Source organism: Kitasatospora sp. NPDC057936 (assembly GCF_042887525.1).
GTDB lineage: Bacteria > Actinomycetota > Actinomycetes > Streptomycetales > Streptomycetaceae > Kitasatospora.
The window spans coordinates 33,713-46,675 of sequence record NZ_JBHVPD010000046.1; the positions used below are offsets into that span (position 1 = coordinate 33,713).

Below are 12,963 nucleotides of genomic sequence, written 5' to 3' on the forward strand. Positions count from 1 at the left end.
TACCTCCGCCGCGGCCCGGGGGCCCCTTTACTAAGGCCCCCCCCGCCCCCCCCTGGGGGCGCGGCGGGTTGCCCCGGCCGCCCCCACCGGTTTCGGCGGACCACCGGTTTCGGCGGCCCACCGGCTTCAGGGACCCACCGGCTTCAGGGGCCCACCGGCTTCAGGGGCCCCTGGTTTCAGCCGCCCGCCGGGACCCGGAGGGTGCCGTAGCGCTGCATCCGCTGCCAGCGGAGGCGGGAGCCGGCCAGCGCGGTGAAGACCGACTGGATCACCACCAGGTACATCAGCTGCCGGTAGACGAACTGCTGCAGCGGCAGGCTCCACAGCGGTCCCAGCCGCTCCTTGTCGAGCCGGAAGGCGTACGCGCCCATCAGCATCTGGACCAGCAGGAACGCCGCCCACGTTCCGATGATCCGCACGGGGTCGAGGAAGACGACCCCGTACAGCGCGAAGACGTCGACGACGGGGGCGAGCAGGGGCAGCAGCACCTGGAACATCAGCAGGTAGAGCAGTCCGCGCCGGCCGAGCTTGCCCGCCTGTCCGCGCTGGACGAGGGCGCCGCGGTGCTTCCACATCGCCTGGAGCGTGCCGTAGCACCAGCGGTAGCGCTGACGCCACAGGGCGCCCAGGGAGGCGGGGGCCTCGGTCCAGGCCTTGGCGCGCTCCTCGTAGACCACCCGCCAGCCGGCGCGGCAGAAGGCCATGGTGAGGTCGGTGTCCTCGGCGAGGGTCTCCTCGCCCACGCCGCCGACGGCCAGCAGGGCTGAGCGGCGGAACGCGCCGACGGCGCCCGGGACGGTGGGCATGCACTCGGCGAGGTCGAACAGGCGGCGGTCCAGGTTGAAGCCGACCACGTACTCGATGTGCTGCCAACGGCCGAGCAGGCCGCCGCGGTTGATCACCTTGGCGTTGCCGGACACGGCGCCGACCGAGGGGTCGGCGAACGGCTGGACGAGGTGGCGGACGGCGTCGGGCTCGAAGACCGTGTCGCCGTCGACCATCACCAGGAGCTCCGCGCGGGCGGCCGCGATGCCGGTGTTGAGCGCGGCGGGCTTGCCCGCGTTCTCCTGCCGGATCACGCGCGTGTAGGGGAGGCCGAGCGACTCGACGAGGTCGGCGGTGCCGTCGGTCGAGCCGTCGTCGACCACGATCAGCTCCACCGGGTGGTCGGAGGCGAGCAGCGAGCGCAGCGCGGCCTCGATCCCGGCGGACTCGTTGTACGCGGGCACGATGACGCTGACCGGTTCGGTGACGGGCGGTCCCCACGGGCGGCGGCGCAGCCGCTTGTGCCGGCGGGCGGCCACCAGGACGGCGACGGCCCGCAGCACGCTGATCGCGCCGGCCGCCCACAGCAGCCAGCCCAGGACGGTGAGCACCCAGTTCCCACTCCGGAGGATCCAGATCAGGGCGGTTCCCTGGAGACGGTCGGCGGTTCCGGCCTGGTGGACGGGGTCGGACAGGCCGACGGCCTGGCTGACGGTGGCGAAGCGCAGGCCGCGCGACTTGAGTTCGGGCAGCAGGGTCTTCAGGGCGGCCACGGTCTGTGAGCGGTCCCCGCCCGCGTCGTGCATCAGCATGACCTGCCCGGGGCCGCCCGGGCGGTCGTCGAGCGCCTTGAGGATCTGCGGGATTCCCGGCCGCTGCCAGTCCTCGCTGTCCTGGGTGGTGAGCACGGTCAGGTAGCCGGAGCGCCCGGCCTGCTGGACGGCGTCCCACTCGCGGTCGTCGAGGGCGTCCGCGCTGGAGGAGTACGGCGGCCGCAGGAGCGAGCTCGTCACCCCGGCGGATCCGGCGAGGGCGAGCTGGGTCTCGCGCAGTTCCAGCGAGCGGCGCCAGGCGGGGGCCGGGCCGAGGTCGGTGTGGGTGAAGGTGTGCACGCCGATCTGGTGGCCCTCGGCGACGATCCGCCGGATCAGGTCGGGATGGGCGGCGGCCTGGGTGCCGACCACGAAGAACGTCGCGTGCACCCCCTCCTTGCGCAGGACGTCGAGGATCTGCGGCGTCCACGTCGGGTCGGGGCCGTCGTCGAAGGTGAGGGCGACGGTGCCGGGCCCGGGCGCGGCGTTGCGCGGCTGCGGGCCCGCGGTGTCGATCACCGGACCGCCGTCGCGGACGGCTGCCGGGACCGCGTCGGCGGACGTGGGCGTGGCGGCCTGGTCGGGTCGGTCGTCGAAGCTGTGCTGGGTGTAGCCCTGGAGCGCGAGGGCGCCGGTGAGCGTCAGCAGCAGGGCGGTCAGCAGGAGCCAGTGGGTGCGCAGCGGGCGCTGGCGGACCACGCCGCGCCGGCCTCGGCGGGCGGACGCGCGGGTGGGGGCGGGTGTTCTTCGTCGGCGGGCGGTGCTCATCGTGCGGCTCTCGGTGGGTGGGCGGATGTCACTGCTTGTTGGGGTGGCCGTTCGGGTTCCCCGGCGGGGCGCTGGGGCGGCCGTGCCCGGGGGTGGGGCTCGGGTGCTCCGACGGCGTGGCGGTGGGGGCCGGCGCCGTGGTGGCCGTGGTGGCCGTGGGGCCGGCGGGCGCGCTCGGTGCCGCGGGGCTGGTGGCCGACGGGTGCTGGACGCTGACCGGGGTGACGGCCCGCGGGTGGGTGGGCGCCGCGCTCGGGTGCTCACTGGGTGCGGCCGCGGCCACCGGCCCTGCGGTGGGCGCGTCGGACGGCGCGGCCGTCGGGTCCGGCGCGCTCGGTGCCGGCGGCTGGGGGAGCGGCAGGAACGGCGCGTTCACCGTCGGGCCGCCGAGCAGCGCGCTCGCCAGCAGGGCCAGGTACCCGCCGGCCGGTACGGCCAGTGCCACCCCGAGGCGGCGGATCCTGCGCTGGCGGCGGCCGGAGGAGTCCACGAACACGGGCGGGGGCGGCGGCTCGGCGTCGGAGACGGCGGGCAGTTCGACGGTGGCCTCGCCCGCTCCGTCCCCGGTGAACGGGACGTGTTCGGCGGTCGGCCACGGTTCGTACGGTGTGACGGGCACGGTGTCGGGTCCAGGTCTTCTCGGTTCACAGGGCTGTCAGGGCCGCACCTACGGGTCACGGGTGAGCCGACGGTGCACTGGTCGTGATCTGTTCAGCGCCCGGAGCCGGAGTTCCGTCACACCCTCCCCGCCGGATTCCGCCTTGACGCCCGGGCCCGGTGGGGCACCGGGACGGAACCGGGGTTCGTGCCGGCTCAGCGATCCGTCGGAGCGCTCCCAGCGGCCGTCGCGCGGTGCTTGATGTTGACGGCCGACGCCTGGGCGATCGCCACGGGGTTCAGGAAGCGCATCGGGCCGATCAGGCGGGATCCGAACCGGTGCATGTGCCGCGCCAGCGATCCGTCGCGCGCCGCCGCCGAGAACATCAGCCGCTCCAGCGGGTTGAACGGGCGGGCCTTGGCGAAGTCGGCGGCCAGGAACTGGTGGCCGCGCATCCGGCGCTGGTGCGTGCGGGCGTACGCCGCCAGCGCCCGGTCGAGGTCGCCGCGCCCGGCGGCGGCCGGGGCCACGGCCTCCGTCAGCCACGTCGCGGACTCCAGCGCCCATCCGCAGCCCACGCCCCACAGCGGGTCGCTGGTCAGGGCGGCGTCGCCGATGAACGCGATGCCCGGTGCGGCCGGCGTGCGGTCGACCAGCGGGTAGTCGAGCACGCCGATGATCTTCGAGACGCGCTCGGCGGAGTCGATGGGCGGCGCCTCGGGCAGGGCGCGGACGAAGGCGGTGAAGCTGCCCTCCAGGTCCTTGCGGAAGCCCGGCAGCCGTTTCTTGTCCGGGACGACCGCGACGACCGTGACCCCGTCGTCGTTGGGGAACGCGTACGCCATGTCGGGTTCGAGGAACCAGGTGTGGGCGATCCCGCCGGGCAGCGGAAGGCCGCGGAAGTGCGCGAAGTACGCGAACCGCGTGTTCTCGTGCAGCCGCGCGGGCACCCCGGCGTGCTTCGCCACGGCCGAGTCCTTCCCGTCGGCGCCGATCACCAGGCGGGCCCGGAGCTCACGTTCGCCCTGCGGCGTCGACGCGCGCACCCCCACCGTCCGTCCGCCTTCCTGGATCAGCCCGGTCACCTGGTGGCCGAGGAGCAGATCGACGCCGGGGGTCTGCCCCGCGCGGGACCTGATGATCGGGTCGAGGGTGCTGCGCCGCACGTTGTACCCGTACGGCAGCTCGGGGCCCGGTGCGGCGCCCGGTTCGATCCAGCCCCAGCGGGTGTACCAGCGGGCCTCGTTGCGAACGGCACCCGCCTCCTCCAGGGCGGGTATGAGGCCGAGCTCGTCCAGCACCGGGTAGGCGTTGGCCGTGAGGGAGTGGGTGCACAGGACCTTGTACGCCCCGGGGTCCGAGCGGCGTTCCAGCAGGGCGACACGGACTCCGCGCCGGGCGAGCAGGATCGCCGCGGCGCTGCCGGCGAGGCCGGCTCCGCTGATGACGACGTCGTAGTCGCGTTCCGTGTAGTCGTGTTCCGTGCTTCCGGCTCCGGTCATCTGCTGATGTCCCCCTTCGGAGTGGCGCTGTTCGTGGCGGTGGTGCAGTGCCACTGCTCCCAGGAACGTGAATCGCTGTCAAGTCCCTTTGGCCGGAACGCTTCAGGAATCCTCCCGGCGGCGCGTCCGGTGGGCCGCGATGAGGTCGGCGTAGGTGCGGCCGCTGGTCTTCACGGTCCGCCGCTGGCTCGGGTAGTCGACGTGGACCAGGCCGAACCGCTTGTCGTAGCCGTACGCCCACTCGAAGTTGTCGAGCAGCGACCAGGCGAAGTACCCGGCCGGTGCCGCTCCCCGGGCGGCGGCGCGGGCGCAGGCCGCGAGGTGGTCCCGGAGGTAGGCGGTGCGCTCGGGGTCGTGCACGCTGCCGTCGGGGGCGACGGTGTCGGGGTAGGCGGAGCCGTTCTCGGTGACGTAGATCCGCCGGACGCCGTAGTCGTGGGTCAGCCGCAGCAGCAGCTGTTCGAGGCCGGAGGCGTGGACCTCCCAGGGCATGGCCGTGTGGCGGGGGTTGGGGCCGGGCAGCTGGCGGAAGCGGGGGGCGGGGCCGTGCGGGTCGTCGGCGACGACCTGGCGGAAGTAGTAGTTGAGGCCGAGCCAGTCGAGGGGCGCGGCGATCAGCTCCAGGTCCCCGGGGCGGACGGGCAGGTCGACGCCGTACTCGGCCCGCATGTCCGCCGGGTAGCCGCGGCCGAGGACGGGGTCGAGCCACCAGCGGTTGACGTGGCCGTCGGCGCGGGCGGCGGCGGCCCGGTCGGCCGCGGAGCGGGTGGCGGGCTCGATCGGGCTGAGGTTGTTGACGATGCCGATCTGCGCGCCGGGCACGGCCGAGCGCAGGGCCGCCAGGGCCAGGCCGTGGCCCAGGTGCAGGTGGTAGGAGGCGCGGACGGCGGCGGTGAGGTCGGTGAGACCGGGCGCCATGGTGCCGTCCAGGTGGCCGATCCAGGCGGAGCAGAGGGGTTCGTTGAGGGTGGCCCAGTGGGTGACGCGGTCGCCGAGGCGTGCGCCGACCACCGCCGCGTACTCGGCGAAGCGCTCGGCGGTGGAGCGGGCCGGCCAGCCCCCGCGGTCCTGCTGGGCCTGGGGCAGGTCCCAGTGGTAGAGCGTCGGGAACGGGACGATGCCGGCGTCGAGGAGGCCGTCGACGAGGCGGTCGTAGAAGTCCAGCCCGGCCTGGTTGACCGTGCCGTCCGCCAGCGGCACGACGCGCGGCCAGGCGATGGAGAACCGGTAGGCGTCCAGGCCCAGGCGGTGCATCAGGGCGACGTCCTGCGGCCAGCGGCGGTAGTGGTCGCAGGCGGTGTCACCGGTGTCGCCGGCGGCGATCCTGCCGGGGGTGTGCGAGAAGGTGTCCCAGATGGACGGTGCGCGTCCGTCCGCGTCCACCGAGCCCTCGATCTGGTAGGCGGCGGTGGCGGCACCGAACAGGAAGTCGGCGGGCAGGTCGCTGAGGTCGGTCACGGGTGTGCCTTTCGGCGAGGGGGTGTCCGGCGGGCCGGAGGTGTGGTCATTTGACGGCGCCGGCGGTCAGGCCGGCGACCAGGAAGCGCTGGAGTAGCAGGAATCCGGCGACGACGGGCACGCTCACCACCAGGGAGGCGGCCATCACCTGGTTCCAGTAGACGTCGCTGAGGGTCGCGTAGCCCTGGAGGCCGACGGCCAGCGTGCGGGTCTGGTCGTCGGTGAGCACCGAGGCGAAGAGCACTTCGCCCCACGCCGTCATGAAGGCGTACACGGCGACGGCCACGATGCCGGGGAGCGCGGCCGGGACGACGACCCGCACCAGCGCCCGCACCGGCCCGCACCCGTCGACCAGGGCGGCCTCGTCCAGGTCGCGGGGGATGGAGTCGAAGTACCCGGCCAGCATCCAGATCGAGAACGGCAGCGAGAAGGTGAGGTAGGTGAGGATCAGCCCGCCGCGGCTGCCGTACAGGGCGATCCCGGTCGCGTTGCCGAGGTTCACGAAGATCAGGAACAGCGGCAGCAGGAACAGGATGCCCGGGAACATCTGGGTGGACAGCACCGTGACGGTGAACAGGCGGCGGCCGCGGAAGCGGTGGCGGCTCACCGCGTACCCGGCGAGGATCGCGACCAGGACCGAGCAGACGGTCGAACCACCCGCGACGATCAGCGAGTTGACGAGGTACCGGCCGAGCGGCACGGTGCGCCAGATGTCCGCGTACGGCCGGAGCGTCACGGTGCTGGGGATCCAGCGGAACGGGCCCTGCACGTCCTGGAGGGGCTTGAGCGAGCTGGAGACCATCACCAGGACCGGCGTGGCCGCGAAGACCGCCAGCGCGGCGAGCAGCACCCGGCGCAGCCACCGGAACGACGCGGACGCCCCGATCATCGCGCGCTCCTTCGGCGTGCGGTGAGCAGCAGGTACGCGGCCGTCACCAGCAGGAGGAAGAGCAGCAGGAGCACCGACATGGCGGAGCCCGCGCCGAAGTTCCAGGTGACGAACGAGGACTGGTAGACGTGCACGGAGACGAGGTCGGCGGCCTCGGGGGCGGACCGGCCGAACAGCAGGTAGGGCGTGTTGAAGTCGTTGAACGTCCACAGGAACAGCACGAGCACCAGGACGCGGTTGACCGGGCGCAGCGACGGCAGGGTGATCCGGCGGATCTGCTGCCGGATGCCGGCGCCGTCCAGGGCGGCCGCCTCGTACAGCTCGCGCGGGATGTTCTGGAGGCCGGCGGTGACGGTCAGGAACGCGAACGGCCAGCTGCGCCAGACGGCGACGGTGACCAGGGCGGCGAAGCTGTTGCCGCCGAGCAGCCAGAAGGGCTTGTCGTCGACGAGGTGGAGCTGGTCGTGGAGGACGTGGTTGAGCAGGCCGGTGTCGCGCTGGAACACGAACGACCAGGTGATGACGGCCGCGTACACCGGCAGCGCGTAGGGGAGCAGGAACAGGGCGCGCAGGAGTCCGCGGCCCCGGAAGGCGTCCTGGAGCAGGATCGCGGCGGTGGTGCCGATCAGCCAGGACAGGCCGACGGTCAGGACGGTGAAGGCGCAGGTGATCCCGAAGGAGTGGAGCAGCGCACGGCCGACGGGCGCGTTGATGTCGACGGTCGTGCGGTAGTTGTCGAGGCCGGTCCAGGGGGCGGCGGACCAGTCGCGGATGGTGAACTGCGTGAGCTGCTTGAGGCTCATCGCCGCGCCGACGACCATCGGCGTGAGATGGACGAGCAGTTCGAGGAGCAGGGCGGGCAGGAGGAGGACGTAGGGCAGGGCGGCGCGGCGGCGGGCGCTGCGGTCGGGCGGGGCCGGACGGGCCGGTGGCGTGGTGGTCACGTCAGTGGGCCGGCATCTGCTGCTGGGCCTTGGCCAGTTCGGCCCTGACCGTGTCGTCGGTGGGGGGTTTGCCCGCGGCGGCGGCGCCCATGAGGTTCTTCACGGCGGTGCCGACCAGCGTCTCGAACTGGCTCTCGTCCGGGACCTGGGGGAGCGGGGCGGCGCTGGTCCTGAGCACGTCGGAGAGGGTCTTGAGTTCGGGGGTGGCGAAGGCCGGGTCGTTCTGGGCGTCCTTGACCGGCGGGATGGAGCCGTAGGCCCGGTTGAGCCGGATCTGTTCGTCCGTGCCGGTCATGAACGTCACGAACTTCAGCGCGCCGTCGGTGTTGTGGCTGCTGCGGAGGACGGCCAGGTTGATGCCGGCGGCCATGGAGGCGGTGGCGCGGTCCCCGGTGGCGCCGGCGGGCGCGGGCAGCGGGGCGACGGCGTAGTCCTCGGGTTTCATGCCGTGCGAGGCGAGGTTCGCGCCGGCGGACTGCCACATCAGCATCGCGGCCTTGCCGGTGGCGAAGTCGGTCACGGACTGGTTGTTGGCGTACTCGGCGTTGCCGGGCGCGGCGATCCGGTCGGTGCCGAGCAGCCCCACGTACCGTTTGACGGCGGCCACGGTCCCGGGGCCGTCGAAGGTCGGCTTTCCGGTGGCGTCGAAGAAGTCGGCGCCCTGCTGCTTGGCGAGGGTGAAGGCGTGGTGGACGTCCTCGGTGGGGCTGCCGCCTTCGAGGGCGAGGCCGTGGCGGTCGCCGGCGGTGAGCCGGTGCCCGTCGGCGATCAATTCCTCCCACGTCGTCGGGGGGTGGTCGATCCCGGCTTCGGCGAACAGCTTCTTGTTCCAGTACAGGCCGTAGGCCATGGAGTAGAGCGGGAGGGCGGCGGGGTCCTTGCCCGCGGCTCCGGTGGAGGCGAGGGCGGAGGGCAGGAAGCGGTCCTTGCCGCCGGTCTTCTCCATCGCGGCGGCGTCGAAGGGCAGCAGGGCGCCGGTGGCCTGGAGCGAGGCGGACCAGGTGTTGCCGATGTTGAGGACGTCCGGCCCCTGGCCGGAGGTGGTCGCCGTGAGGATGCGGTTGAGCAGGTCCGACCACGGGACGACTTCGAGCTTCACCTTGATCCCGGTCTGCTGCTCGAACCTCTTCAGCTCCGGCTCCAGCACCTGGCGGTCGTTGTCCAGGCTGGTGCCCTGGTTGGACGCCCAGTAGGTGAGGGCGGCGGGGCCGGTGTCCGCGCCCTCGCCGCCTCCGCAGGCGGTGGCGGCGAGGGCCAGGACGGCGGCGAGCGAGGTGACCGCGGCGGTGCGGCGTGCGGGCATGATGGTGGTGCCCCTCTCGGACAGGGTCGGGCGGACTCGGTCGATTGCCTTGAGCGGCGAAGTACCCTGTACAGCGGCTTACTTCAAGGCGTGATTTAACGACCGGGGGAGCCGTCCGTCAAGCGAGGGGACGAGGAATGATGGAACCGGGACACAAGGGCGTGTCCGCGGCCGGGCGGGCCGGGAACACGGTGCGGGACCTGCGCCGGGGCAGCCGGTCGGCGGTGCTGCGGAGGCTGTACTTCGACGGGCCGCTCAGCCGTCAGGAACTGGGCGCGCTCACCGGCCTCAGCGCGGGCTCGGTCAGCAACGTGACCGGCGAACTGCTGGCGGACGGCCTGGTCGAGGAGTGCGGTTCGGTCGGCTCCGACGGCGGCCGCCCGCGCACCATGCTCCGGGTCTCCCCGGGCCGCGCCCGGCTGGTGGGCGTCGACGTGGGCGAGACCCAGGTCCGGGTCGCCCTGTTCGACCTGGCCCGCACCGAACTCGCCGCCGCCGACCAGCCGTTGTCCGACCGGGGCCGGGACGTCGGCCGGGTGGCGGAGCTGATCCTCGCCGGGCTGGCCGACGTGCTCGACCGCACCGGCACGGCCGCGGAGCAGGTCCTCGGCGTCGGGATCGGCGTGCCCGGGATCGTCGAGCAGGGCGCCCCCGGCACGGACGGGCCGCACGTCGTCGTGCACAGCCAGACCCTGGGCTGGGACGCCGTCCCCCTCGGCCGCCTGCTGCGGGCCGGCACGGACCTGCCGCTGTTCGTCGACAACGGCGCCAAGACGCTCGGGCAGGCCGAGATGTGGTTCGGCGCGGGCCGCGGGGCCCGGCACGCGGTGGTGGCACTCCTCGGTTCGGGCGTGGGCGCCTGCGTCATCGCCGACGGCGCGCGTTTCCGGGGGGCCACGAGCAGTGCGGGCGAGTGGGGGCACACCAAGGTCCACGTCGGCGGACGCCGCTGCCGCTGCGGTGCCCGCGGCTGCCTGGAGGCCTACGTCGGGGCCGGGGCGCTGGTCGAGCGGTGGAGCACCGCGGCGTCCTGCCGGGGCGAGAAGTCGGGCCTGGCCGCGTTGTTGGCCGCCGCCGAGGCCGGGGACCCGGGCGCGGTGGGGCTGCTCGACGAGGCCGCCGAGTACCTCGGGGCGGGGATCGCCGATCTCGTCAACCTGTTCAATCCGGAGCGGATCGTGATCGGCGGCTGGGCCGGCCTGCTGCTGGGCCCGCGGCTGCTGCCGGGCATCCGTGCCGCCGCCGGCGAGTACGCCCTGCGGTTCCCCTGGGAGCACACGCTGATCGTCCTCGGCACCCTGGGACCGGAGGCGGTCACCCTGGGGGCCGCCACACTGCCGCTGTCGGACTTCCTGGATTCGGGCGGGCAGGCCCGGGCCGGTGCTCAGCTGACCGACACCACCGCATAGTTCACGGTGTGAGGAAAGTCCGGTCGGAGGGTTGACAGTGTACGGCGGCGGCCCGGAGACTCCCCGTCAGGGATGTCGCCGGGCTCGGCCGGCCGACCGGGTGACACCCCGACCCCGCTCTCCGGCACCCCCCGATCGCGCGGCTCGGCGAGCCCGGCCACGGGCCGCGGCCGCGCCCCGCCGGAGCCCCCACCCACCTCACCGAGGGGCATGCCCATGAGGCGTTCTTCAGCACGCCGACGTACGGGACTGGCCATGGCACTGGGCCTGTTCGCGTTACTCGCACCGGCCGTCGCGCCATCGGCGCCGGCCGCGGCCGCCGCGTCCAGGACCGCGGCGACGGCCGCCGCCGACTGCGGGACCGACAACGCCGCACGGGGCCGGCCGGCCACCGCCTCCTCCACGGAGAACGCGGGCACACCGGCGGCCGCGGCCGTGGACGGCGACCCCGGCACCCGCTGGTCGTCCGCCTTCAGCGACCCCCAGTGGCTCCAGGTCGACCTCGGCAGCGTCCGCCAGGTGTGCCGCGTCGTCCTCGACTGGGAGACCGCGTACGGGCGTTCCTACCAGATCCAGGTCTCGGACGACGGATCGACCTGGCGCACCGCGTACGCCACCGACCACGGGACGGGCGGCACCGAGACCCTCGCGGTCAACGGCACCGGCCGCTACGTGCGCATGAACGGGCTCGCCCGCGGCACCGCCTGGGGCTACTCGCTGTGGGAGTTCCAGGTCAACACCTCCGACGCGCCCCCCGTCCAGGGCGGCGGCGACCTCGGGCCCAACGTCCTGGTCTTCGACCCCTCGACGCCCGACATCCAGGCGACCGCGGACCGCGTCTTCAAGCAGCAGGAGTCCAACCAGTTCGGCACCGACCGCTACGCCCTCCTCTTCAAACCGGGCTCCTACGGCAACCTCAACCTCCAGCTCGGCTTCTACACGTCCGTCGCCGGCCTGGGACTGAAACCCGACGACACCGCGATCAACGGCGACGTCACGGTCGACGCCGGCTGGTTCAACGGCAACGCCACCCAGAACTTCTGGCGCTCCGCCGAGAACCTCGCCCTCACCCCGGCCAACGGCACCGACCGCTGGGCGGTGGCCCAGGCCGCGCCGTTCCGCCGCATGCACGTCCGCGGCGGCCTCAACCTCTCCCCGGCCGGGTACGGGTGGGCCAGCGGCGGCTACATCGCGGACAGCAGGATCGACGGCAGCGTCGGGAACTACTCGCAGCAGCAGTGGTACACCCGTGACAGCGCGATCGGCGGCTTCTCCAACGGCGTGTGGAACCAGGTCTTCTCCGGCGTCCAGGGCGCGCCGGCCCAGAGCTTCCCCAACCCGCCCTACACCACGCTGGACACCACGCCCGTCTCCCGCGAGAAGCCCTTCCTCTACCTCGACGGCGCGGACTACAAGGTGTTCGTCCCGGCCCTGCGCACCAATGCGCGCGGGGTCTCCTGGGACGGCGCCCTCCAGGGCGAGTCGCGGCCGCTGAACCACTTCTACGTCGTGAAGCCGGGAGCCACCGCCGCGACCGTCAACACGGCCCTGGCCCAAGGGCTCGACCTCCTCTTCACTCCGGGCGTGTACCACCTGGACCGGCCGATCGAGATCACCCGGCCCGACACGGTGGTGCTCGGCCTCGGACTGGCGACCCTCGTGCCCGACAACGGCGCGACCGCCGTCAAGGTGGCGGACGTCGACGGCGTGCGGCTGGCCGGACTCCTGGTCGACGCCGGGCCCGTCAACTCGCCCGTCCTCGTGCAGGTCGGCCCTGACGGCGCGGGCGCCGGCCACGCCGCCGACCCGACCACCCTCCAGGACGTGTTCGTCCGCGTCGGCGGCGCCGGCGCCGGAGCGGCCACGAGCGGCATCGTCGTCAACAGCGCCAACGTGATCGTCGACCACACCTGGATCTGGCGGGCCGACCACGGCACCGGCGTCGGCTGGGACACCAACCCCGCCGACTACGGCCTCGTGGTCCACGGCTCCGACGTGCTCGGCACCGGACTGTTCGTGGAGCACTTCAGGAAGTACGACGTCGAATGGTCCGGCGAACGCGGCCGCACGATCTTCTTCCAGAACGAGAAGGCCTACGACGCGCCCAACCAGGCCGCCATCCAGAACGGTTCGACCCTGGGCTTCGCCGCCTACAAGGTCGACGACGCGGTCGCCGTCCACGAGGGCTGGGGCCTCGGGAGCTACTGCTACTTCAACGTCGACCCGACCATCCGCATGGACCACGCCTTCGAGACGCCGACGCGGCCCGACGTCCGCTTCCACGACCTCCTGGTCGTCTCGCTCGGCGGCAAGGGCCAGTTCAACCACGTCGTCAACGACACCGGCGCCGCGACCACCGGCACCTCCACCACGCCGTCGACCGTCACGGCCTACCCGTAGGCGCCGTCCGCGGGGCCCGGCCGGGCCCGCCCGCTGCGGGGGGGGGGTCTGAGGTCGCGGGGGAGACGACCCCGGCCCCCAGAGAACCCAGGTGTGGGGGGGGCCGGGCGCGCCG

General features: G+C 73.3%; 9 protein-coding genes. 2 read left to right on the top strand and 7 right to left on the bottom strand.

Annotation, left to right across the window (positions count from 1 at the left end):
- Positions 1–176: 176 nt before the first annotated feature.
- The 7 genes from ACFVU9_RS23580 to ACFVU9_RS23610 all read right to left on the bottom strand — a co-directional run bounded on the left by ACFVU9_RS23580 (position 177) and on the right by ACFVU9_RS23610 (position 9,039).
- Positions 177–2,345, bottom strand: coding sequence for a bifunctional polysaccharide deacetylase/glycosyltransferase family 2 protein (locus ACFVU9_RS23580; protein WP_387596234.1), 2,169 nt, complete (start codon positions 2,343–2,345; stop codon positions 177–179).
- A 28-nt stretch (positions 2,346–2,373) separates the two neighbouring features.
- Positions 2,374–2,964 carry a hypothetical protein gene (locus ACFVU9_RS23585; protein ID WP_387596237.1) on the bottom strand — a complete coding sequence of 197 codons (591 nt, stop codon included), beginning with the start codon at positions 2,962–2,964 and terminating at the stop codon, positions 2,374–2,376.
- A gap of 194 nt (positions 2,965–3,158) precedes the next feature.
- Entirely contained in the window at positions 3,159–4,445 is a 1,287-nt protein-coding gene (locus ACFVU9_RS23590; protein ID WP_387596240.1) for an NAD(P)/FAD-dependent oxidoreductase, read from the bottom strand.
- 102 nt (positions 4,446–4,547) lie between these two features.
- Positions 4,548–5,903 (bottom strand): GH1 family beta-glucosidase, encoded by a 1,356-nt coding sequence (locus ACFVU9_RS23595; protein WP_380443066.1) that lies wholly within the window; start codon positions 5,901–5,903, stop codon positions 4,548–4,550.
- 46 nt (positions 5,904–5,949) lie between these two features.
- Positions 5,950–6,792, bottom strand: coding sequence for a carbohydrate ABC transporter permease (locus tag ACFVU9_RS23600; RefSeq protein WP_387596243.1), 843 nt, complete (start codon positions 6,790–6,792; stop codon positions 5,950–5,952).
- Entirely contained in the window at positions 6,789–7,736 is a 948-nt protein-coding gene (locus ACFVU9_RS23605) for a carbohydrate ABC transporter permease (RefSeq protein WP_387596245.1), read from the bottom strand. The genes ACFVU9_RS23600 and ACFVU9_RS23605 overlap by 4 nt, the downstream gene beginning before the upstream one ends.
- A gap of 1 nt (position 7,737) precedes the next feature.
- Entirely contained in the window at positions 7,738–9,039 is a 1,302-nt protein-coding gene (locus ACFVU9_RS23610; protein ID WP_387596248.1) for an ABC transporter substrate-binding protein, read from the bottom strand.
- A 137-nt stretch (positions 9,040–9,176) separates the two neighbouring features.
- Between ACFVU9_RS23610 and ACFVU9_RS23615 the strand changes: the two genes are divergently transcribed.
- Together ACFVU9_RS23615 and ACFVU9_RS23620 are read left to right on the top strand one after the other, a co-directional pair.
- Positions 9,177–10,448, top strand: coding sequence for an ROK family protein (locus tag ACFVU9_RS23615; protein ID WP_387596250.1), 1,272 nt, complete (start codon positions 9,177–9,179; stop codon positions 10,446–10,448).
- 255 nt (positions 10,449–10,703) lie between these two features.
- Complete coding sequence (locus ACFVU9_RS23620) at positions 10,704–12,848, top strand: discoidin domain-containing protein (protein WP_387596253.1); 2,145 nt, start codon at positions 10,704–10,706, stop codon at positions 12,846–12,848.
- Positions 12,849–12,963: the final 115 nt, after the last annotated feature.